We start from the raw sequence: 22545 nt of genomic DNA, 5'->3' as shown, positions 1-22545 counted from the left end.
AATGGGTCGTCCAACTGTAGACATCATAGTACCTGTTTATAACACAGGAAGCGTAATAGAAAGATGCGTGGAAAGTATAGTTTCGCAATTAGGCATAAGAGAAACTCATTACAATATCATTCTTGTGGACGATGGATCTGACAGCGAAACTTGCGCTCACCTAAATAAGCTACAAGAGCTTTATAATGTTAGCGTCGTTCGCCACTCTTCCAATCGTGGAAGAAGCGCCGCAATAAACACCGGAGTATCGAAAGGTAGTAGTGACACCGTTATAATTTTGGATGCTGATTGTATATGGGCCTCCAAAATCGTTTTCAATTCTTTTTTGTCCAAAGTGCTCGATGATGGTTATGAAATCTGCTTTGGTTTAACTAGCGCAACAGGCCAGGGTTTTTGGCAACGCCTGAATGCAGAAGTGTGCAAAAAGAGAGCTAAAGGTGAAATTAGCAGACAAACCACTGCGAATTTTGCCATTACTCGATCCTCCTTAGAGAAAGCGGGAAAATTTTCTGAAGATTATAAAGGCTATGGCTTTGAGGATAAGGATCTAATCGCTAGGCTTTCCAAAATGGGCTTAAAATATTGCGTTAACCCATCCTGTTTGGCCTATCATGATGTATCATCTACTGATATTTATATAGTTTCAAAAAAATATTTTGAGGCTGGTAGAATAACTGCGCAGAAGTTCAATGAAAAACATCCTGAAGCATACAGGAAAACCATGTATTCTCTCTTTGATTCTGAGCACAGAAGTATAGTAACTAAGTTTATTTTAGATATTTTAGTTTTAGGCCTTCCTCTTCTAAGGGCTTCCACCTCCTACTTTTTAAAGAGTAACATTATACCTTTTTTAGTTAAAAAGTGTTTTGTAAACGCGACACTTATATTGAGCTTTTATAAAGGCACAAAAAGCAGGCAAAGTCTTGATTAATAAAAACGAAGCCAGACGAGTTATTATCGCCACATCAACCTTCCCCAGGCACAAAAACGATGTTGTCCCTCGCTTTATACTTGATTACGCCAAAGCAATTAAAAACATAGGTATTATCCCCTTAGTCGTCGCCCCCCACTGCAAAGGTCTGTCTCTATACGACAACATAGAAGGTATTGATGTATACAGATTCAGGTATGCTCCTGACTTTTTAGAAAAACTGAGTTACGGAGCAGGTATAATTTCCAACATCAAGAGAAATCCGTTTATCTCTTTAACTATCCCTTTTTTTATAATTTCCCAGGCTTTAAAAATTAGGGCGTTAGTAAAGAAAACAAAACCAAGCATCGTTCATGCGCACTGGGTACTCCCACAAGCCATATCAACATCTATAGCAACTATTGGCCTTAATGTTGACAATATACTTACAATGCACGGTTCAGACTTAGATTTGGTTAAAAAAGGCATTTTCCGCCAGATAAGGAGATGGTTATTAAGACCATTTAAGTACGTTACAGTCGTGAGTAGCCCCATGCAGGCGGAACTGGAAAAACTGGCATGTGTATTGCCGTCGAGAATACTAGTTGCCCCTATGGGAATACCAGATATATTTTTTTCCCAACACTCAGCGCCCACTAAACGAAATAACAATATCTTATGTGTAGGCAGGCTGGTTAAGCAAAAGAACCCTATCCACGTGCTCATTGCATTTCATCAAGCTAAGGCGCAGCTTCCAACTGACACGAAGCTAATATTCTTGGGCGAGGGACCAGAGAAAACAATTCTGCAGCGATACATAGATAAGTATTCATTAGCCAATTTTGTTGAACTGCGTGGTTATCGTAGTCATAGCCAGTTAGCGGAGCTATATAGGACAAGCAAGGTTATTGCTCATGCCGCAGATAATGAAGGTCTAGGGCTGGCCATACTGGAAGCAATGGCCTCCGGCTTAGCGCCAATTGTCCCCGACTTTCCTGCAAGCAAGGATTATATCAGCAATAATATTAATGGTTTTATATACCCAAAAGGGAATATAGAAGAGCTTTCTATGCTTCTAATAAAAGTCTTAAGTTGCGATAATACATTGCATGAGTTATCAGAGAATGCACGCACAACCGCCAATCTATACTCTTGGAGCAGCTGTGCGAGAAGATATGCATCAATCTATGATACCTCATCGTCAAAAGATCGACTCAACGAATACTGAAGCCCCGATATTTGTTCAGAAACCAAGCCTATCAGAAAGACAATGACGCTTGTCACTAACAAGAGTGCGCTCATATTAGTGAACTGATGAAAATTGTAATAGGTATAGCTGTAGTAACCGAGGCCAGTAAAAAAGAAAAATAAGCTAATAGGGACAAAAAACTTTAAAGGCGAGTACAGGGTGCCAATTTTAAATATTATTAATAAAAACCGAAAACCATCATGTATTGGCCTTATATGACTTTTTCCTTCCCTACGCCCAACCGCCACTTTTTGGTAGCCAACAGAATATCCCATTCGAAAAAACGCCATGGTAATCGTCGAAGGGTAAGAGAAGCCATTCGGTAGCAAATGAAGAAATCTTTTAAACTTATCAGCCCTAACTGCCCGAAAGCCTGAGGTGAGATCTTCCACCTTTTGATCGACCATCAAGGACGCCAACTTGTTATAAAGATTATTCGCCAAATACCTTCCTATATTTGCTTGCGCTCCTTTATCTCTCGCTCCCACAACCATATCGTACCCCTCATCCAGCTTCATTAGTAAAGTATGGACTTCCTTGGGTGAATGCTGACCATCCGCATCCATAAACACCAAAACGTCACCAGTTGAAGCTCTCGCGCCAGCTTTCACCGCAGCGCCATTTCCCTTGCTATATTTGTGAGTTACGAGTTTCACTCCCTGTTGCTGGCAATATGATCCAGTATCGTCCGTTGATCCATCATCAACAACAATCACTTCTGCATCAGGATAAAGCGCTAATAATTCAGGGATAACTCTTTTTAAATTCTCAGCTTCGTTTTTTGCAGGAATTACCACACTTATCATGCTTTGCCCTTAATTTTCTATCAGTTGCGACAATGTATCAATCTCAGACTTTTTACTCTGACACTCAAATGAGTTATCAGAGCACCATTTTCTGACCTCTGCAAGTCTCTTTTCAGCTTTGTCCAACTGCTCTGACAGCGCATATTTCTCAGCGAGGCTCAGCGCGATATCTACTCGCCAACCAAGATTGATAGCGTATTCCAGGTTCTCAACAGCCCCCGAAAGATCATTATTGTGATCGCTTAGCCTGGCTTGATAAATGTAGAGAGATTTCTTTCTTGATATGTAATTAGGATTATCCAGGAGCGCAGCCGAAAACAACATCATATCTTCCGTAGATAGGTTGTTACAGCTCCCACCCTCTTTCAGGTCCAACAGAGCATTTAGCAAGACAATTGTCTGGTTATAAAAGTCAGACTGCCTAGCCTTATTTATAAACTCTTTCAGTCCAGGCCTAGGCAAACTATCATCCATACATACCAACTCATACCAAAGTAGCTCTTTAGTTGGATCCTTCGGAAAATCATTATGTGTCTCTTGATAAAAATCTGCTCCTGCTTTATGAAGCCCAAACTGAAATAAAGTTGCTCCGAGATGTGAGTACGCCCTTTCTGACAACGGGTTTTCCAAATACCATTCATAGGCTTGCTTGACAGGGTTCGCCCAAGCATCAACTTCTAGCTTTGTAACAAATGCAATGAGAAACAGATATGCCGCAGAGCATAATACCAGTACATATTTTATAAGCTTACTTATGACAATAGATCTAAGCGCCATCATTAAACAGAATGAGAAAATCAACGCAACACCGTATATTGGAATGTAATTTCTATGCTCAAAGTACAGCTCTAACGAGAGCACTGAAGATTCCATTGAGTGTCCGCACAAGAAGAATAAAACTCCAAAGGAAATATATGGAGTCCTTTTTCTATACTTCAGGGCAAAAAATATAGATAGAATCCAAAACATAGCGGACAGCAGAGTTGTTGGAGGGGAAAAAATACCCGTTGACTTGGAAATCCCCGCATTAATCAAACCAAACTTGTATGATCCTGGAGAAAGAAACTTCAGACAGTATTCCACCAGAATTCTTCCTTCAGTCAAGAGGCGCTCATATGCGTTGAAGTCTCTGGCGGAGAATGCCCCAATAAAATATCGATGATAGTCATACAGTATGACAGAGCTAAAAAGTACATTTCCTCCAACAACTACCGTAAAAAACCAGAATTTGTAGCCTCTAGTCCTAGGCATTTCAGAGTAAACAGTAAGATCAAGAGCTATAATGAAGAGAAGAGTAAGAAAGCCATTTTCCTTACATAATGTGGAAAACAAGGCGAATAGACTTACCACACCGAATAATAATAAAATTTGAGCTCGACCGCAGGCTCCTCTTACATAAGTCCACACAACTAACGCTAATAGTGTGAATGTTGCAGCAAGCTCAGCCATCCTCTGGGTGATATACAGAACTGTTGAAACCTGTATAGGAGCGAACGCCCACAATAAGAAACAGAAAAGAGAAATCCATCTAGCCTCACTTACGCTCAGACGGACAGTGCATATCCTGTAAGTTAACCAGCAAACCAATAGTGAGTTTATTAGGTGAATAAATATATTAACGACTTTAAGATCGAAGAGGCCTTCTCCCAGAGAGTCTTTTTGCAAATAAAACGACAGATAGGACAACGGCCTTTTTAAATCACCTACATCCCCCGAGAAATAGCGAACATACCCTTCGAACCAAGTTAGACCGTCCAGCCCCAACAATCTATGTAGTACATGCTGATCGTCTAGGATGGGGACTCCGCCATTGGCGCCAGGAAAATAGATTAAGAGTAAGGCTACACACGCGATCACTATTAAAGATATATAAAGCCTAAAGGTCATATAGCCCTATCTCATTACTCACAGCAATATTATTTACAAGAAGACGGAAGATAAGAGGGGTCAATGCTTGTTGCAGCATTAGCGCTAGAGGATGTTTTACCACAAAACCAAGTCTTGCCATTGTTATCGGAAGCCATGGCAAAAGTTTTACCTGATATGTTACTGCTTACACCTGCATTTCTCATTGTTGCCTGAATCACAATAACGCCTGATGCAGGGTTCATAATACTCATGCTACCGACATATTTCCCTGATGCGCCAACTTCAATTGCCGCTACAGAGGGAACTCTCCCTGTATTATGCACAAACTCACTCACTTTCGTCTTAAAACTATCTGTCAGAGTAACCGCTTCCGCCACTTGAGTTCGAGCAACATAATCAAGATAACCAGGTATTGCCAGTGCAGAAACTATCCCTATTATGGCAACTACAATCAATAGTTCCAACAAAGTAAAGCCTTTCAAATAACCTTTCATATGTTGGCGCCTCTTAAAGTAAAAAGCCCCCTATATAGGAGGCTTTATATGATAGCTAGAACTTAACTGTGTCAGTCAGCTGTAGCTACGATTATTAAGGTTTGCAAGAGCTTGGCAGGTACTGGGGGTCCAGATCAGTGTTGTCGGATGCACCAGTAAAGGCGGTAGCGCCGTCATTTTGAGTAGCAACTTTACCGCATGTCCAGTGCTTGCCACCATCGTAAGTTGCAGTAGCAAATTTCTTAGCGGAGATATTTGCATTTACGCCAGTAGTCTTCATTGTTGCAACAACAGCCCACTGGTTAGTAGTGATACCGACAACAGTCATACTTGCAACGTATTTACCATCTGTAACCGCGCCAACTTCAGTCAGACCCGGTCTTTTAGCTGTATTCTGGAATGCTTCCGCCATAGAGCCTTTTACCGCAGAAGTCAGGCTCACAGCTTCACTCACCTGAGAACGAGCGATGTAGTCTTGGTAAGCAGGGATAGCCACCGCCGCCAGGATACCAATGATCGCAACAACGATCATCAATTCAATAAGGGTAAAACCTTTTTGGATGCTTTTCATTAACTGATCTCCTCAATCGTCTTTCGACTATTTAAACGTTTCGGGGGCCACTGCCGACACCTTGCACAAAGAGGATGCAGTCTACGTGCCAACTTCCTCTTCCGTCTTGCTCTTTCTTTTATTTCAAGCAGATAGCAGAACGCTCCCGCCTTACTTCCTCTCTTTTTCAGTCTAGACAAAAAATAAGTGCTGACCATTATCGCCAGTTGGTGACAAATTTTGTCACTCTGCATAAAACCTGTAATGCAACTTTCCAACTTCCCCAATTAAATCTAAACTTTTGAAAGGATGTTTATTTTTTTAGTCGACCCCTTAGTATGAATACTCAAATGACCACTCCCCTTACAGGGTTAGCACGCCGTTTTGTCCAAGACGGAATTATCGAGGAAAGTACTGCGCGCGATGCGCAGAATAATGCAGGCAAAGCAAAGCTCCCTTTTGTGAGCTACCTAGTGCAACAGGGGCTGGCCAAAGCGACCCAGCTAGCTTATGCCGCATCGGCAGAGTTTGGCGTGCCTTTGGTTGACCTGAACTCTATCGCCCTTGATCAAGTTCCCGAAAAAATTGTCGATGAAAAGCTAATAAGAAAGCATCACGCCTTGCCCTTGTTTAAAAGAGGCAACCGGTTGTTTCTGGCTTTGGCTGACCCAACCAACCTGCAGGCGCTTGACGAGATAAAATTCCACACAGGGCTAAGCACCGATGCTGTCCTCGTGGAAGACGACAAGCTTTCTTCAGCTATCGAAAAGTATCTTGAGGCCCAAGAGCAGCCCCTAGGAGATATCGATGGCGGCGACTTAGAAGATGTCGATATAGAAACTGGCGACGATAGCGACAGAGATGACGACTCAGGGGCTGAGCAAGACGACGCCCCTATCGTCAAATACATAAATAAGATGCTCCTGGACGCGATTAAGGGCGGGGCTTCAGATATACATTTCGAACCCTACGAGAAAACTTATCGTGTCAGATTTAGGACAGATGGCATATTGCATGAGGTATCGAAGCCGTCTATAAAACTCGCAGCCAAGTTGTCAGCGCGTTTAAAGGTAATGTCACAGCTGGATATTTCTGAGAGAAGAGTTCCTCAGGATGGCCGCATCAAGATGAAGCTATCCAAAACCAAAGCCATTGACTTTCGAGTTAACACTCTCCCCACGCTCTGGGGAGAAAAGATTGTTTTGCGGATACTGGATCCAAGTAGCGCAAAACTGGGCATTGACGCCCTTGGATACGAAGAAGATCAGAAGAAGATGTATTTGGACGCCCTTGCTCAACCGCAAGGCATGATATTGGTCACCGGGCCTACAGGAAGCGGTAAAACCGTTTCTCTTTATACTGGCCTGAATATACTGAATACCACGGAAAGAAATATCTCTACGGCGGAAGATCCGGTAGAAATCAACTTGGAAGGAGTCAACCAAGTTAACGTAAATACAAAGGTCGGCTTAGACTTTTCTTCTGCTTTACGGGCGTTTCTTCGACAAGATCCTGACGTGGTTATGGTGGGAGAGATACGGGATTTAGATACTGCATCTATCGCTATCAAAGCAGCACAAACAGGGCACTTAGTGCTGTCTACACTTCATACGAATAGCGCTGCCGAAACCTTAACCCGACTTCGTAATATGGGGGTTCCCGCTTTCAATATTGCAACCTCGGTAAGCCTAATTATCGCACAGCGCCTTGCAAGAAGGCTCTGTCCAGAGTGTAAGGAGGTGATCACCGTCCCCAACGAAGTTTTAAAGGAGGAGGGATTCACAGATGCACAAATTGAAACAGGCTTTAAATTGTACAGTCCAAAAGGTTGTGGTAAATGCAAAGACGGGTATAAAGGCCGCGTGGGTATATACGAAGTAGTGAGAGTCACCCCCCCTATGCAAGAACTTATCATGAATGAGGCAAGCTCACTTGAGCTAGCCAGGCAGTCTCAGAAAGAAGGTTTTCGCAATCTCAGACAGTCAGCGCTGAGAAAAGTAATTGAGGGCGTAACCAGCCTAGAAGACGCAAATCGGGTAACGAAGGATTAAAATATGGCCCAAGCAGCACAAAAACACTCAACCTTTGTCTGGGAAGGCACTGACCGAAAGGGGAATAAGACCAAGGGAGAAACGAGTGGGTCAAACGTAGCCCTTGTAAAAGCGCAGCTGAGAAAGCAGGGAATTAACCCCACCAAGGTCAGAAAGAAAGCAGAAAGTATTTTAGGCAAAAGAACCAAGAAAATAACTCCGTTTGATATCGCCGTATTTACTCGCCAAATGGCGACGATGATGAAAGCTGGAGTTCCTTTAGTGCAGTCGTTCGACATAGTTGCAGACGGGCTTGAACACCCATCGCTAAAAGAGCTCGTTTTAGATATCAAGAATGAAGTTGCGGCAGGTAATAGCTTTGCTGGCGCACTAATGAAACATCCAAAATACTTCGACGATTTATTTTGCAACCTGATTGACTCAGGTGAAAAGTCGGGCGCTCTAGAGACAATGCTGGATCGAGTGGCGACTTATTTGGAAAAGACAGAAATTCTGAAGAAAAAGGTCAAAAAAGCAATGACATACCCTATTGCGGTGCTTGTCGTTGCAGTAATTGTAACAGGTATATTGCTGGTCAAAGTCGTTCCCCAGTTCCAAGATCTATTCCAGGGCTTCGGCGCCGATTTGCCCGCCTTCACCCAAATGATTATTAACATTTCAGAGTATTTGCAGGCGTCCTGGTACATTATTCTTGGTGTCATTATTGCCGCGATATTTAGCTTTAGCGAAGCTAGGCGAAGGTCTCCAGCGTTTTCTGATGCTGTTGATAAGTACATATTAAAGTTTCCTGTCATGGGCGATATTTTGCACAAGTCTGCAGTAGCTCGCTTCGCCAGGGTTCTTTCAACTACTTTTGCTGCCGGCGTACCACTCGTTGACGCCTTGGATTCAGTAGCTGGAGCCACAGGAAATGCAGTATTCAGAAGAGCTGTAACCAAAATACGCGACGACGTATCCTCGGGAACGCAATTGCAATACAGTATGAAAACTACGGGCGTATTTCCCGTTATGGCCATACAGTTAACTTCAATTGGCGAAGAGTCTGGCGCTCTAGATGACATGCTGGAGAAAGTCGCCGATCACTATGAGTCTGAAGTAGACGATGCCGTAGACAACCTGACCGCGCTTATGGAACCAATGATCATGGCCGTGTTAGGGGTTTTGGTTGGCGGCCTGATTGTTGGTATGTACCTCCCCATATTCCAATTGGGCTCTGTGGTCTAATCAAATACTTATCCTCAAAAGACCTCGCACCCGCGAGGTCTTTTTTTAACTGTGCCCATATATAACCGATGTTAGAAATCTTTAATCAGTTCAATCATAACCCTGCGCTGCTTTATACCACGGTCATTGTTTTCGGCTTGGTTGTCGGCAGCTTTTTGAATGTCGTAATTCTGCGGAAGCCGAAAATGCTGGAGCAGGAATGGCGCGCTCAGTGCGCTGAAATTCCAGGCTGCGACTGCCCTAAAACAGATGAGCCTCTGATCACGCTTTCCAAACCCGACTCAACCTGCCCTAAGTGCGGACATAAAATCAGAGCCTGGGAAAATATTCCTGTAATCAGTTATTTGTTCCTTGGGGGCAAGTGCTCCTCGTGTAAAACTGGCATTTCGATACGCTACCCCCTGGTGGAAATCGCTACCGCTTTATTGGCGGTTATTGCCGTTTGCTATTTCAAAATGAGTTGGGCGGGACTGGCGGCCATTAGCTTAAGCTGGACATTGCTTACGTTGTCATTGATTGACTTCGACACCCAGCTGCTTCCTGATGACCTGACGCTTCCTCTGCTTTGGGCGGGGTTGTTAATCAATATCCAGGGTATTTTCGCTCCCCTATCAGAAGCTGTGACTGGCGCAGTGATTGGCTATTTGGCTTTGTGGTCGGTTTACCATTTATTCCGACTTTTGACCGGCAAGGAAGGTATGGGCTACGGCGACTTCAAGTTGCTCGCCGCTCTTGGGGCCTGGCTGGGCTGGAAAATGCTCCCGCTCATTATTCTGCTTTCGTCACTGGTTGGGGCCGTTATTGGCCTGGCTATGATCATTACCTTAGGTAGAGATAAAAATATCCCGATCCCCTTTGGCCCCTATCTGGCGATCGCCGGCTGGATCGCGATGATCTGGGGAAATGATATCGTATCCGCCTATTTGGGGATGTATCCTGCACCTTAGTCGCAGTATCTTTCCCTACATGAATCAGATTACTCAACATAACTCATTAGTCATCGGACTTACCGGCGGCATCGCCAGCGGTAAGTCCGCAGCAGCGGCCAAGTTTGTCGAACTAGGCATTCCCTGTATCGACGCCGATCAAGTCGCCCGCGACGTAGTCGAGCCTGGTGAGCCAGCCCTGCAACATATTGTAGAACATTTCGGCTCCGCCTTGATCACGCCGAGCGGAGCTCTGGATCGCGCAGCGCTTCGTAAGCTGGTGTTCCATGACCCTGAGCAGAAGAAGTGGCTTGAAAGCCTGCTGCACCCGCTCATCAATCAGCGCATACGCCATTGGTTAAGTGCATGCGCGTCGCCTTATTGCATCCTGGCATCCCCTTTATTGCTGGAAACCCGGCAACGCGAGTTGGTAGATCGCATACTGGTCATAGATGTTCCTGAGCCAGTGCAAATCGCCAGAGCGATGGCGCGAGATCAAAATAGCGAGGATTTGGTCCGCCGGATTATTGCGACTCAAAGCGGCAGAGAGTATAAACGCCAACATGCGGATGATATCATCCAGAACGATAAGGACTTGGCCCACCTGAACCAGGAGGTCGCCAAGTTGCACGAATACTATTTAGAACTGGCGCAGCATGATCGATAAATCTTCAACCTCTCCAGCCACGCGCACATCCCTGAAAGTGGATTGCCCAACGTGTGGAAAGAAAGTCCCATGGATTCAGGAAAATGAATTTCGTCCATTCTGCAGCAAACGCTGCCAAATGATCGACCTGGGTGCCTGGGCGTCCGAAGAGTATCGAATTCCAGAAGCTGAGGAGAAAGACAAGTGGTCTGAAGCCGACGACGATCGGCCCAAGGACGCCCATTGATATCCAACCTCTGCGACCTTTCCTATTCACATACCAGGAAGTATTAGCCGGTGACGTTCGCGTACAAATACCTTTGTGCGGCCCTTGCCGCCGTCTCATTCCAATTCATATCCGCTTCCCTTTCTCATGCCAAGGAAACAGAGGAAGCTATTGAAACTAAAGCCTCCGTCCCTGCCGAGGATAGCGTTCAAGCGATAGAAGACGAGGAAGACGCAGAAAAAGAAACCATGACTGAGCGCTCCTTCAGCTGGATCGTAGATCAACGCAACGCCTGGTCAAATAGAATCGGTTCGCTTGGACGCAATATTGACGGCTTTTTTGGCGGCAAAGAGGCTGAACTGAGCGCCAACGGCAGCTTCTTGAAAGTTGGCTTGTTTGGTGTTTGGCGAAAAGAAGAAGGGATTGATCCCGAACCACGCTTCAAGTTTCGTTTGGACCTTCCTTATACCCAGGACCGGTTCAAACTGGTGATCGAGAACGACCCAGATGAAACCAAAACCTTGGCGGAAAAAAACCGGAATAGGGTGTTAAAGGAAAATGAAACCACCAACACCACCAGTACTGGCTTCTTTCGCTTAATTGCCGCCCTGAAAGAGTGGAAGTTCAAGGGCGACCTGGGTATCAAGCTGGAAATTCCATTGGACCCATTCGCTAGGGCGAAAGCGGAGAAAGAGTGGGCGCTCTCTGACACCTGGGCCTTCCGGGTAGACGAGTCGATTTATTACTACCATTCCGATGGCTGGGGTCACACCAGCGCCTTCTACTTTGAGAACGCCATTTCAGACCGCTGGTTCTTCCGTTCCAAGTCAGAAGCGCAGTGGGTGGATAATCGAGACGGTTGGGAATTTGCGGAAATCTTCTCTCTTTCACAAAAGATAGATGAGAATCGTGCAATGAATCACCAGTTGGGATGGCTGGGAGAAAGCCGCCCTAACCCACGCACCAGCGCTTACTTTATAAACACCACCTACCGTCAACGGCTTTATAGCGACTGGCTCTTCCTCGAAAGCACGCCAGAACTGCTGTTTCCCAGAGACGATAACTTCAAGCCCAATCCGTCGCTGACGCTGGGAATTGAGATGATCTTCTCAGAGTAAATCATGGCGATGGAAGATCTAATCTACCGCCCAATTGGCCACATCCGCTCGTGCTTCCCAGAAAAGTTCGGAGCGCCGCGCCAACCTGGGCTAATCAAACACGCCATCACGGAAATCGTGCTCACACAGGAGTTTTCTTCCGTAGAAGCCGTGTCGGGATTAACAGCTTTCAGCCATATTTGGGTCCTGTTTCATTTCCATAAAACCGCCGCTGCAGGCTGGAAGCCGAAAGTCCGCCCTCCGAGGCTCGGCGGCAACAAGTCAGTCGGCGTATTCGCCTCCCGCTCTCCATTTCGTCCCAACCCCATTGGACTCTCCGCCGTACGCCTGCTCTCTGTTCAGGAGCATGAAGGGTTACAAGTGCTCAGCGTGGAAGGGGGCGACTTCGTAGACGGAGCCCCTGTATTAGACATTAAACCTTATATTCCCTATGTCGACGCAATAGAGGCTGAAGGCGGCTATGCGGTTGAGAAGCCTGAGCCTTGCCTGGAAGTGCGCTTTACAGAAGAAGCAGAACATAGCTTGCGTCAATTCAGCCCTCAATATCCCAACCTGCGAGAGCTGATTATTGAGACCATTGGACTCGACCCGCGTCCCAGCTATAAAAAAAGCCAAACCGACTCGAAAGTCTATGGCTTGGCTTTATACAACCTGAATATTTCCTGGCGTGTCTATGACGATTACGCGCTTGTCAGCGCGGTTACGCCTCTGGAAGTTAATGAGTAGTTACTTCAGGACCTGAATCAAACTCGGGAAAATCCGGCGCATGCTTTTCAATCCACTCTATCGCCGCTTCTTCCCCTGACATACGACGACCTTCCGTCGCCAATACTTCTCGTTTGTAATGCTCAATGTGACACACCTGCTCCACCATCCGTGCGGCGAATGCATCTTTTTCGCTCATGAAACGCAACCCTATTTCAAAACCGTTACCCACATCATTACACCAGATTACCTGAGCTGGCGTTCTAAAGGTTGGGCGTACAAAAGCGATAACCACCATCACCTTCTCTCCCACCTCATAGGACGTTGGCGACATACAACAAACTCCGCCGCAGCTTATGTTTTGCATGCAGTGCGAAGACGCGGCGGGACAACAGCCGACGCCCACGGTGGCGGGGCTCTTATGGATTATTGTGTCAGTACAAACACCAGAATCGGAGCATGAGTCTTCTTTGGAGGGGCGTTTCTTTTCAAGCAGAATAGGGATATCTGTAGGATGACGTATAAACTGACGCATCGCTGTATCTCCAGTCACAAACATGTTCATAAGCACATCGCCTATTCAATGTCAGCGTTAAATTGACCTTCTTACAGCTCATCCGTTGGCGTTCGTGTTCAGTGTAAAACTCTGCGCTTCTCCTTTGCCATACTGCTCCCACTTCTTGACGCTTGAAGCCGAAGGCCGATAGAACACAGCTTCTGACGCGCGACAACAATCCTTAATTTAAGATTTAGGGGAAAATGTAGTCTTTTTCAACCAGACTCACCCACTTACGGTGACTTTTTTGATTAATTTTTCAAAATTTAACAGCATCATCCAACAATCTGTCACAAAGGAGCTATCAAGCCTGTTCCAACACTTTTTCCTCAAAGTGACGAACAATAGCGCTGAGCTCTTCGAAACGGATGGGCTTGGTCAGGAAGTCGTCCATCCCGCACTGCATGCATTTCTCTTTTTCACCGGGGAAGGCGTTCGCCGTGAGCGCCACAATAGGGATATGAGAAAAGCTTTGGGCACTCTCACGAATACGCTTGGTCGTCTCATAGCCATCCATGACCGGCATCCAACAGTCCATGAATATCAAATCAAAATGGGTTGAACCCAGCTGTTGGATGGCAATTTCGCCGTTTTCAGCAAAGTCCACTCGGCAGCCGCACTTCTCCAACATCTTGCGGGCGAGATTGCGATTGACCGTATTGTCCTCAACCAGCAGAACACGTAAGCCGGAACGCCTTGAGTCCCTGCGATCCTCAAAGGTCATCAGGCTGGGAGAAAGGATAATCGAAGTTTCATTCGGCTCCTCCACCAAAACCGAGTACAAAGCGTCGCGTAAGTGCGACTCTCTGTCCAACTTACTGAGATAGCCGGATACTCCCGCGCCCTTCAATTCAGACACATGTTCTCTTTGCGGATGTGAGGACAACGCCAAAATCGGCGCGTTTTTCTGCAAGTCCAAGGATTTGATGAACTTAATCAGATCTATAAAGTCATCTCCCGGCAGCGACTCATCCAGAATCATCGCGTTGTATGGGGCTTTAGAGTCCACCGCCTGATTCACCAGCGCCCTGACCTCTTCAGAGGTTTTAGCAATATCGCAATGCAGCAGGGATTCTTCGGAGAAAATATCCAGAGTGGCCTTGAGACTCAGCTCATTGGCATCCGCCACGAGGATGCGGCTTTCTCTGAAAATATTTTCTTCATTAAGAATTTGAGGGCTATAACTTTGCACGCGCTGACAGGACAGTTGCGCCCAATAGGTCGTGCCTTTACCTTCCTCACTTTCGATACCGAAAGAGCCGCCCATCAACTCCACGAACTGTTTACACAACGCCAACCTCAACCCTGTGCCAACTTCGTTGAGGCCCTGCGAAACCGGCGCCTCAAAGGTGTTGGACAGCAAGGTATCAATTTCATTAGGGCTGATTCCCGGGCTGCTGTCTTCTACGGTAAAGCGTATGCGCACCCGATCTTCGTCAAACGCCACCGGATGCACATGCAGCACCACCTGGCCTTTAACCGTGACCGTAATCGCAACGGAGAGCAGGCTTTCCAGCACGCGCAACAGAATATTGCGATCCGTCAGCACTCGAGTCGGCAGGCCTGCATCCACAAAGGTTTCAACGTTCAGGCCTTTGGCTTCCGACACCGCCGAAACACGCGCCACCGCCGCCTGCAGCAATGCTCGCAATTCGGTAGGCGCCAAATCCACTTGCGTCGTGCCGGCTTCCAGTTTGGAAAGGTCCAGCATATCGTTAAACAGGGTCAACAAAGACTCTGAACTCTGTTGCACCGCCAGCAAATATTCACGTTGCTCCTGAGAAACGGGGGCATCCAGCAACAGGCCGGTATAGCCAAGAATGTTGTTCATCGGTGTGCGCAGCTCGTGGCTGATATTGGCGATAAACACGCTCTTGCTTTGATTCGCCTTTACCGCCTGGGAGCGCTCGACTTGAGAGCGTTGCTCGGACTGCCGCAAAATGCGCGTCTGCTCCAGCATGCGAATACGCAGATTATTAATAGCGGTGACCACCTGACTCAGCTCGTCGGATGAGGATGGCGGCTTACGGTCCAGGGTTAAGGTCGCCGTCGGGTTATCAATCTCCAACCTGCGGCAATATTGCGACATCTTTTCCAGATGCCGACTGACCAAAAGCCAGAAGATCAACAAGAAGAAAATAGCGACGACAAAGGTTTTGACGCTCTGGGTAATCAGAATAATCAGCAGCCGGTCCCAGATTTTGTGCTGGATAGGCTCCAGTGTGGCGATGAGCGTCAAATCTCCCAGCCAGTAATTGTCCATGCCCGGCTGATAGATGGGGTACACCTTGCTGAAGGAAGGCTCACCGGATGGCGGCGTGCCAGCGGTAAACACATCCTGGTAGTTGGTGACCAGGGAGACGTTGTAAATTTCTGGCAGGCGCAGCAATCCCCGCAATAACACATCCAGGTTATCGTGGTTGATGCTCCAGAGGCTATTCGCCAATCCCGGTTCGAACGTACTTGCGACATCGTCCAGCCTAGTGTTGAGCGCCGCCACTTCCGCACGGTAATCCAGCCACAACTGTACGCCGGTGGAGACCAGGGCGACGGCTGTGCTGAACAGCAGGACGCTCGCCACGACCTTCGATCCTAAAGGATACTTACGCAGCCGTTTACTAAATTTACCCCACAAACCCCTAAACTCCCTGTTTGCCTACTACCGTTGAGAGCGCTATCGATATTGTAGCAAAACCTTACTTTGACACTTTGACGTCCAGTCGCCTATTCGCCGCCCGCCCATGGGACAGCGACAACTCTATATATGTTCCCGTCAATAATCCATCCCGCCTACGTATTCAACAGCGATCAGAAGTATAGGATGGCGCGTTGTTCAAACCACCACCGCATCGGCTTTAAGCTGGCCACACCAGGGATCAACTGCTATCTTTAGCGGAAAAACTGACTGCTAAACCTCAACTCTTCCGGTTCGGAGCTCCCCTTTTGAACGAACATGTCGTCGTAGCCCTCGCCGCCATCCTGTTTTTCGGCGTCGCATCTCAGTATATAGCCTGGAAACTGAAACTGCCTTCAATACTGTTGTTATTGCTGAGCGGTATAGTTCTGGGTCCAACGACTGGCGTACTGAACCCTGACGAAATTTTCGGCGACTTCCTGTTTCCAGCTATTTCTTTCGCCGTCGCCATCATCCTGTTCGAAGGCGGACTCAGCCTTAAACTGGCGGAACTCAAAACCAGCTCAACCGCTGTTCGCAGTCTCGTCAGCGTGGGAATCTTGATTACCTGGTTTCTCGCCTTTTTCCTGTCCTGGCTTACACTCGATGTGCCCTGGATTCTCGCTCTGCTGATCGGTGCGATTCTTACCGTCACCGGCCCCACCGTGGTGCTGCCTTTGTTGATGCTGATTCGCCCCAAAGGACAGGTTAACTCTATCCTGAAATGGGAGGGCATTCTCAACGACCCCATTGGCGCACTCCTTACTGTATTGGTGTATGAGGCCGTCGTGTCCACCAGCGTGGGCAAAGCGACGACCCTGTTTTTATCCGGCTTCTTGTTGACTGTCGTAGTAGGCGGCTTGATGGGTTTGATTGCCGGGATGTTGGTGGCGACAGCGCTACGTCATCACTGGATACCGGAGTTTCTGGGCAACACTTTCACCCTCGCGATGGTCATGTGTCTGTTCACCGCCTCCAACCTGATACAGCATGAAAGCGGCCTGTTCAGCGTTACTATTATGGGGATCTATTTAGGCAACCAGCGCCTGGTGTCGATACGCAATTTGGTGGGCTTTAAAGAAGACCTCCGCGTACTGCTGCTTTCCTCTATGTTTATCGTTCTCGCCGCCCGTCTGGATGTAAAAGACCTGGAGCACATCCATGCCGGAAGTTTCGCTTTCTTGCTACTGCTGGTGTTTCTGGTGCGTCCAGCGGCGGTTTGGGCTTCAACCGTAAAAAGCAATCTGAGCTGGAAGGAAAAAGTCTTCTTATCTTCCATGGCGCCCCGAGGCATCGTCGCCGCGGCGGTGGCCTCTCTATTCGCCGTACGCCTGCAAGGCATCGGATATGAAGAGGCGGAAGCATTACCCCCCACGATGTTTCTGATCATCATGGGCACGATTCTTATCTATGGCCTGGGCGCCAGACCGCTGGCGAAGAAACTGGCGCTGTCCGACGATAACCCGCAAGGCTGTATCATTCTTGGCTCCAACGCCTTCACCAATGCGCTCGCCAAAGCGTTGAAGAATGAAAACGTGAGCGTGCTGATTGTCGACGCACGGTGGAGCAACATTAAAGAAGCCCGTATGGAAGGAACGCCGACACTGCTGGGCAACGTCCTGTCCGAGCAGTTACTGGAGCGCGTCAATTACACAGGGATGGGACGCTTTCTGGCGTTAACGCCCAACCTGGAATTGAATTCTCTCGCCTGTATTCGTTTTTCCGACATATTCGGCGTCAAAGAGGTCTATCAGCTTGGCGAACCCGAAGATAAGGACAAACCCGCTCAGTGGATTCCCGAAGACTTGTCCGGCGTCGCCCTGTTCTCCACCCAGGCCACTTACAACCACATCATGAGGAGATTGAATCATGGCGCCGTCATCAAGCGCACTCCTCTTACCAAAGACTTCACCTACGAACAGTTTAAGGAAAAGAACCAGGATCAAGATCCATTACCGCTATGCCTTGTGGGTGAAAACGGAACATTGAACTTCTTCACCGTAAAGAAAAACCTGCAACCCAAGCCAGGACAGGTGTTGATCAGCCTCGTTGGCTAGCGTCTGCTGCTAAACTTTCTAAAGCGCTCTTTTTAGCTCAACATCAGGCAGATGCTGACGCTTTAAAGAGCCTGTTTAAACAACTTGGCATGACATGAAGGAATCATCCAACCGATGACGTCGTTAAAAAAAATAACTCACCGGATCGTTTACCCCTGCGTCTGCGCACTATTATCTTCCCCTGCATTGGCCCTCTCTCCCACACCTTTTGAAGTGGGGAACTACTCTCCTCTCGCGCAGATATTTGGGCTGCCGTCTATTCAAACAGCCCTGAACACCGCGCCATCCGGCTTTGAGGCAAGCCTGCAGCACGCCACCGCCAATACCTATGTCACACACGAGAACATCAACGAAATTTCCTATTTTGACGGCGAAGTGGCGATAACCTCGTTATCGCTGCGCTGGCGTTTCACAAACGACGCCGAACTTACCTTGAGAGCGCCCTATGTCGACCACAGCAAAGGCCTGTGGGACGATTTCATCTACGATTGGCACGAATGGTTCGGCCTTCCCCAGGGCGGCAGGACGCAGGACACCAACGATCAATTCGCCTATGTTTACCAGCGCAATGGCGAAAGGCTGCTGAATTTTCGCGAAGAAGCCTCTGGAATCGGCGATATTCGCCTTGGCTACTCCCAACAGTTGCATTTCTGGGAGCAGGATTGGCTGGCGCAACTGGAAGTTAAAGCGCCGACAGGACACGCCGATAAGCTTACCGGCAGCGGAGCCTGGGACCTTTCTGCAGGCATGGGCTGGGAAGGAGCCGTAACGGGTCCCGAGCAACGCTTCATTCCATTCGCCGGCGCCGCTGTCAGCTACCTGGGCGATAGCGACCTCAAGCTTGCTCCACTACAGAAAAACTGGGCGCTGTCCCTACGGGCTGGCGGCCATTGGCGCGCGCTGCCTTATCTCACGCTTACGGCGCAGATAGACAGCCACTCCGGGCTTTACCATAGCCAGTTGCGCGAACTGAGCAATTTCTCCCTGCAGCTGACCACCGGCGGACAAATCGCCCTCAGTGATTCGCTGGTACTGAACATCGCAATCGCAGAGGACCTTAACACTACTATCACGCCGGACTTTGTCGCCATTCTGGGTATGACCTACGGCTGGTGATTGAGTCAGAGCTCCAGATAACCTGTTATTAATTTGAGCCGACATTCGCCTGTGGTTAAGATGTCGGCTTGTCGCCTTTAGCGCCTGAGGGCGTATTTCCGCAATCCGCTACAAGATATTCCGTAGATGGACACATTCCGCAAACGGAAGTTCGCCGGAAACTTTTTCTCAGAATGATTAAACCAGGAGCAACCATATCCATGAGATTTTTAGGGCTTAACGCGGCTATCGGCGCCGCCGCACTGTTGGGAGCCAACATCGCAACCGCTTCCGAATTAGACTTCAACATTGGCGATGAGTCCGTTAATGTACAGGTCAATATGCTGCCGCAATCCAGAGATTTCGAAACAGGCCTTGGCTACCTGTACCACAAAGGCGGCGGTCACCTGCTCAACGGCGACCTGCATGCACGGGGGCAAACTGCTATCGGCAACCTGCCGACAACGGTTGGCATTGGAGCCCAGCTGGACGCTTTTACCGAAGGTGACGTCGACGGCTCAGCCATTGCATTAGGTGGATACGCGCACATCAAAATTCCCGCCGTTCCAGGATTGGGAGTCAAACTGGCAGGCCATTTCGCGCCGTCCATCACGTCCTTTCAGGACGCCGAGCAGTTCTCCCGTTTTGACGTAAAAACCACCTATCGCGTTATTCCCAACGCCGATATCTATCTGGGATACCGCGTCATCAAAGCGGACATTGAACGCAATAATGACATCACTCTGGACGAAGGCGTAAACGTCGGCTTCGCCCTGCAGTTCTAAGTCTCTGTAAACGACTTATAACGTTTAGCAAGACAAACTCTCGCCGCAGAACGCGCCTCTTCGTCGTCTGCGGCGATTTCATCGCCCTTACCCTCACTCCAGCACTTCCCCGGCTGGGACTGCTTCACAGATTCCTCAAACCAGGGTTTTCCGCCCTCCGTAAAAACCCTTAGACTAGCCCCCAACAGCCTCAATAAGAATCAACAATGGAATTGCCTATGTCATTGCGCGAGCTGAAAAAAGTTTCCGGGCTCCTGCTGCTTGTATCCATACTCTCCGCCTGTGGCGGCGGCGATGAATCTCTAGATGGCAACGGCGGTTACACGCCGCCCAAGAACGACAACAAAGTTGATCCTCCTGCCGGCGACGCCAGCGGAGAAACGCCCCCCGATCCCATTGACGGCAGACAGGTCAATGTCGCAGTACTCGCCACCCCGGGCATGCAAGAAGCCACCATCGCCCAAAAGATACTGAACGCTTTCCTGCCAGCTTCAGCTTACGCCATCTCAGCCGGAGACAAGGTGGCGGCCAATCTGAGCATTCAACAGCTGGATTATCGCGGTAATGTTATTTCCGGTGGAGTCATCTCAAGCAATGACTATTCTGTCAATCGCTCCAGCGACGGCAGCTACACCATCACCTTTGACGGCTCCATTCCGCAAAGAATTGACTTGGTTATCGCAGCGGAGCTCAGTAACGGCTCTGTCATTCGCACGGGTTTGCCCAACGCTAACAAAGGCATACTGATTACCGCCGCGTCGGAATATGCGGTTAGAGATTTCTTCAGCAGCCTGAGTTCCCAAGCCGAGCTGGACGGAATGATGCCCTGTAACGACAGTACGGATTCCTGCGGCTCACAGGCCGACGCACGCATGCTGAACTGGGCCGCATTGATGAACGGCGTGCAGGATTTCGAAGTCACCTTACCGGACAATGCAGACCTGGAAGAGACGATGGCGTTTCTTGGCGACAACGTATTATTTGACGACTTCGTCGACCAGTTCATCGCCACTATCCGCGAGAAAAAGATCGACGGCACAACATCAACCAGTATTGCGCCAGTGTTGGAAAACCGAGCCGGCCTGTACAACTCCGTATTATTCGCCACCGGACTGAACCAAGGCCTGCCCAACGGCGCTAAAACCGTGGTGTTCTCCAACCGCATCGCCACGATCAAAACCAATACGTCCGCGGAAGTCACGACCTATTCCTACCCCATCGCCAGCTTTACCGCCACAGTATTGGGCATCATCAATAACATTATCGTCGAACAGGTTCCCTGGGAGCGCCATAGCCTGACCCAAGTCTCCGACGACGTCTTCAACCAGGGCGCGCAGGCGGAAGAGGATGATATTAACGCCCATGTCGGTTCAACACTGACCTACCTGTCTCCAAGCGGCTTTTTCGATATGGCGCGCCTGCAAACTCAGTACATTACCCGGGAAGACAGCGCCAGCCCTACCGGCTGGTTGACTAACCCTTTCTATACTCGCCTGTACACCACAAAATCGACCAATGACGACAGCACATCCTCACCCTCCATGGCCTCCGCTTACTTGAGCGATGGATTTGCGATTGAACTGGCCGCCAAGTCAACGGGAGGGTATAGCCGCGAGCTGACGCTGGAAAAATTGAACACTTTCGGCTGGCTTTTCCATAGCAAACAATCCTCGAACTTCAGCACGGACGTGATCAATGGCGGCGATTATGGTGTGATCAGCCTGCGCCAGAACCTGTCCACAGACCCGGTCATGACGGTCGTTGGCGCGATTCACCACTGGCAAGCGACCTCAAGCGATATTGCGCAAACGCAACCCGCTCCGGTTGCAGGCGATCCCGACATCTATCACACCTATCAGATGAGCCGTAGCGCGGACGGCTCCGCCTCAGGCGTCGGCATGTCAACGGAAACGCCCGCGTCTCTGGCGCTGGAGCGACTGCCGACCATCAAGTACAACAACGCTGATAAAGTCTATGAAACGCAATATACCGGACGAATCAAAGCTGGCTCAGCCAGCGGCGTCAGTGACCCTTCCGGCAATGTCCTGTCGTTCAATATAGACAGCGATACGGACGGCCAAGGCATCATTCATGCGGTGAAGTTGTCAGACACGGACATTAACTACGCCGGCGCCAGCTATGTGTTATATGGCAATAGTTTAGGCATCAGCGGGGGCGCGACCTTATTCGGGAATCACAACCTGTCCACCCTGACCTTCGACGACGCCTCGGTCGCAACCCTCCATCTGAACGAGCGCCGGGTGACGCAGACCATTGGCAGCCAGACACTCAGCGATATTGAAAATCACGATGCGGATTACTCTTTAACGCCACAAGCGTCTCCCGCCGCCAACACGGGAGCGGACAGAAACCTTCTTAAGCTGGATTTCACCGATCCGCAGCCCGCAGGTGGAAAAACGCTGACAATGGAAGGATTCGCCGCCAGCGGCGGCAATCTGCTGATTTTACTGGTGCGTTACGGCGACCGTATCGGATTGGTATATGGCTTCAAGCAACAAGCGTTGACCGCAAACTCAGATTAAACGCCCTTCCCCTGCTCTCCACATTGACGTTGTGGAGAGCAGGCCATAGCTCGCCCTCCTT

At 48.6% G+C, this 22545-nt stretch carries 19 protein-coding genes; 13 read left to right on the top strand and 6 right to left on the bottom strand.

All coding sequences use genetic code 11. From position 1 onward, the window contains the following. The first annotated feature begins 1 nt into the window (after position 1). Both ACQYWX_RS06630 and ACQYWX_RS06625 read left to right on the top strand, forming a co-directional pair. The gene (locus ACQYWX_RS06630; RefSeq protein WP_431688288.1) at positions 2–931 is read left to right on the top strand and encodes a glycosyltransferase family 2 protein; all 930 of its coding nucleotides are present in this window, start codon (positions 2–4) and stop codon (positions 929–931) included. Next, positions 924–2138, top strand: coding sequence for a glycosyltransferase family 4 protein (locus ACQYWX_RS06625; RefSeq protein ID WP_431688287.1), 1215 nt, complete (start codon positions 924–926; stop codon positions 2136–2138). The genes ACQYWX_RS06630 and ACQYWX_RS06625 overlap by 8 nt, the downstream gene beginning before the upstream one ends. Here the strand turns inward: ACQYWX_RS06625 and ACQYWX_RS06620 are convergent. The 4 genes from ACQYWX_RS06620 to ACQYWX_RS06605 all read right to left on the bottom strand — a co-directional run bounded on the left by ACQYWX_RS06620 (position 2096) and on the right by ACQYWX_RS06605 (position 5899). Further along, complete coding sequence (locus ACQYWX_RS06620) at positions 2096–2965, bottom strand: glycosyltransferase family 2 protein (RefSeq protein WP_431688286.1); 870 nt, start codon at positions 2963–2965, stop codon at positions 2096–2098. The genes ACQYWX_RS06625 and ACQYWX_RS06620 overlap by 43 nt on opposite strands. A gap of 9 nt (positions 2966–2974) precedes the next feature. Beyond that, entirely contained in the window at positions 2975–4852 is a 1878-nt protein-coding gene (locus ACQYWX_RS06615; RefSeq protein WP_431688285.1) for a hypothetical protein, read from the bottom strand. A 29-nt stretch (positions 4853–4881) separates the two neighbouring features. Continuing rightward, positions 4882–5328 carry a pilin gene (locus tag ACQYWX_RS06610; RefSeq protein ID WP_216735022.1) on the bottom strand — a complete coding sequence of 149 codons (447 nt, stop codon included), beginning with the start codon at positions 5326–5328 and terminating at the stop codon, positions 4882–4884. A gap of 94 nt (positions 5329–5422) precedes the next feature. Further along, entirely contained in the window at positions 5423–5899 is a 477-nt protein-coding gene (locus ACQYWX_RS06605; RefSeq protein WP_216735023.1) for a pilin, read from the bottom strand. A 317-nt stretch (positions 5900–6216) separates the two neighbouring features. Here ACQYWX_RS06605 and pilB point away from each other — a divergent pair, with 317 nt between their 5' ends. The 7 genes from pilB (at position 6217) to tsaA (ending at position 12795) form a co-directional block, all read left to right on the top strand. Next, positions 6217–7929, top strand: coding sequence for a type IV-A pilus assembly ATPase PilB (pilB, locus tag ACQYWX_RS06600; RefSeq protein ID WP_431688284.1), 1713 nt, complete (start codon positions 6217–6219; stop codon positions 7927–7929). Between the two features lie 3 nt (positions 7930–7932). Then, positions 7933–9153, top strand: coding sequence for a type II secretion system F family protein (locus ACQYWX_RS06595; RefSeq protein ID WP_216735025.1), 1221 nt, complete (start codon positions 7933–7935; stop codon positions 9151–9153). Positions 9154–9221: 68 nt separating this feature from the next. Continuing rightward, entirely contained in the window at positions 9222–10100 is an 879-nt protein-coding gene (locus tag ACQYWX_RS06590) for a prepilin peptidase (RefSeq protein WP_431688283.1), read from the top strand. Between the two features lie 19 nt (positions 10101–10119). Further along, a complete protein-coding gene (gene coaE / locus ACQYWX_RS06585) occupies positions 10120–10746 on the top strand; it encodes a dephospho-CoA kinase (protein WP_431688282.1) in 627 nt (208 codons plus the stop codon). After that, positions 10736–10972: a DNA gyrase inhibitor YacG gene (gene yacG, locus ACQYWX_RS06580; protein WP_431688281.1), complete on the top strand. Its 237-nt coding sequence runs from the start codon at positions 10736–10738 to the stop codon at positions 10970–10972. Before coaE ends, yacG begins: the two co-directional genes overlap by 11 nt. Positions 10973–11022: 50 nt before the next feature. Further along, the gene (locus tag ACQYWX_RS06575) at positions 11023–12069 is read left to right on the top strand and encodes a hypothetical protein (RefSeq protein ID WP_431688280.1); all 1047 of its coding nucleotides are present in this window, start codon (positions 11023–11025) and stop codon (positions 12067–12069) included. Positions 12070–12072: 3 nt separating this feature from the next. Continuing rightward, positions 12073–12795: a tRNA (N6-threonylcarbamoyladenosine(37)-N6)-methyltransferase TrmO gene (gene tsaA, locus ACQYWX_RS06570; protein ID WP_253938084.1), complete on the top strand. Its 723-nt coding sequence runs from the start codon at positions 12073–12075 to the stop codon at positions 12793–12795. Here tsaA and ACQYWX_RS06565 read toward each other — a convergent pair. Together ACQYWX_RS06565 and ACQYWX_RS06560 are read right to left on the bottom strand one after the other, a co-directional pair. Further along, the gene (locus ACQYWX_RS06565) at positions 12785–13108 is read right to left on the bottom strand and encodes a PilZ domain-containing protein (RefSeq protein WP_431688279.1); all 324 of its coding nucleotides are present in this window, start codon (positions 13106–13108) and stop codon (positions 12785–12787) included. The two genes, tsaA and ACQYWX_RS06565, sit on opposite strands and share 11 nt — an antisense overlap. Before the next feature lie 526 nt (positions 13109–13634). Continuing rightward, positions 13635–15911, bottom strand: coding sequence for a response regulator (locus ACQYWX_RS06560; RefSeq protein ID WP_431688278.1), 2277 nt, complete (start codon positions 15909–15911; stop codon positions 13635–13637). A 362-nt stretch (positions 15912–16273) separates the two neighbouring features. On the opposite strand from ACQYWX_RS06560, the gene ACQYWX_RS06555 reads away from it, so the two are divergent. From ACQYWX_RS06555 to ACQYWX_RS06540, 4 genes are all read left to right on the top strand, one after another. Then, positions 16274–18061, top strand: a complete 1788-nt coding sequence (locus ACQYWX_RS06555; RefSeq protein WP_216735032.1) for a cation:proton antiporter — start codon at positions 16274–16276, stop codon at positions 18059–18061. Between the two features lie 114 nt (positions 18062–18175). Further along, positions 18176–19177, top strand: a complete 1002-nt coding sequence (locus ACQYWX_RS06550; protein ID WP_431688277.1) for a DUF3187 family protein — start codon at positions 18176–18178, stop codon at positions 19175–19177. A 200-nt stretch (positions 19178–19377) separates the two neighbouring features. After that, entirely contained in the window at positions 19378–19941 is a 564-nt protein-coding gene (locus ACQYWX_RS06545; protein WP_127969011.1) for a YfaZ family outer membrane protein, read from the top strand. A gap of 218 nt (positions 19942–20159) precedes the next feature. After that, entirely contained in the window at positions 20160–22484 is a 2325-nt protein-coding gene (locus ACQYWX_RS06540) for a hypothetical protein (protein ID WP_431688276.1), read from the top strand. Positions 22485–22545: the final 61 nt, after the last annotated feature.

Origin of the sequence: Hahella sp. NBU794, assembly GCF_050749805.1 — a bacterium.
Lineage (GTDB): Bacteria > Pseudomonadota > Gammaproteobacteria > Pseudomonadales > Oleiphilaceae > Hahella.
This window is presented reverse-complemented; position numbering and strand designations above follow the sequence as displayed.

Bases quoted from the DNA above. Each gene is read 5' to 3' on its own strand.
- ACQYWX_RS06630 (WP_431688288.1), top strand. From the start codon at position 2: ATGGGTCGTCCAACTGTAGACATCATAGTACCTGTTTATAACACAGGA.
- ACQYWX_RS06620 (WP_431688286.1), bottom strand. From the start codon at position 2,965: ATGATAAGTGTGGTAATTCCTGCAAAAAACGAAGCTGAGAATTTAAAA.
- ACQYWX_RS06615 (WP_431688285.1), bottom strand. From the start codon at position 4,852: ATGACCTTTAGGCTTTATATATCTTTAATAGTGATCGCGTGTGTAGCC.
- ACQYWX_RS06610 (WP_216735022.1), bottom strand. From the start codon at position 5,328: ATGAAAGGTTATTTGAAAGGCTTTACTTTGTTGGAACTATTGATTGTA.
- ACQYWX_RS06605 (WP_216735023.1), bottom strand. From the start codon at position 5,899: ATGAAAAGCATCCAAAAAGGTTTTACCCTTATTGAATTGATGATCGTT.
- pilB (WP_431688284.1), top strand. From the start codon at position 6,217: ATGAATACTCAAATGACCACTCCCCTTACAGGGTTAGCACGCCGTTTT.
- ACQYWX_RS06595 (WP_216735025.1), top strand. From the start codon at position 7,933: ATGGCCCAAGCAGCACAAAAACACTCAACCTTTGTCTGGGAAGGCACT.
- ACQYWX_RS06590 (WP_431688283.1), top strand. From the start codon at position 9,222: ATGTTAGAAATCTTTAATCAGTTCAATCATAACCCTGCGCTGCTTTAT.
- coaE (WP_431688282.1), top strand. From the start codon at position 10,120: ATGAATCAGATTACTCAACATAACTCATTAGTCATCGGACTTACCGGC.
- yacG (WP_431688281.1), top strand. From the start codon at position 10,736: ATGATCGATAAATCTTCAACCTCTCCAGCCACGCGCACATCCCTGAAA.
- tsaA (WP_253938084.1), top strand. From the start codon at position 12,073: ATGGCGATGGAAGATCTAATCTACCGCCCAATTGGCCACATCCGCTCG.
- ACQYWX_RS06565 (WP_431688279.1), bottom strand. From the start codon at position 13,108: ATGTCGCCAACGTCCTATGAGGTGGGAGAGAAGGTGATGGTGGTTATC.
- ACQYWX_RS06550 (WP_431688277.1), top strand. From the start codon at position 18,176: ATGACGTCGTTAAAAAAAATAACTCACCGGATCGTTTACCCCTGCGTC.
- ACQYWX_RS06545 (WP_127969011.1), top strand. From the start codon at position 19,378: ATGAGATTTTTAGGGCTTAACGCGGCTATCGGCGCCGCCGCACTGTTG.
- ACQYWX_RS06540 (WP_431688276.1), top strand. From the start codon at position 20,160: ATGTCATTGCGCGAGCTGAAAAAAGTTTCCGGGCTCCTGCTGCTTGTA.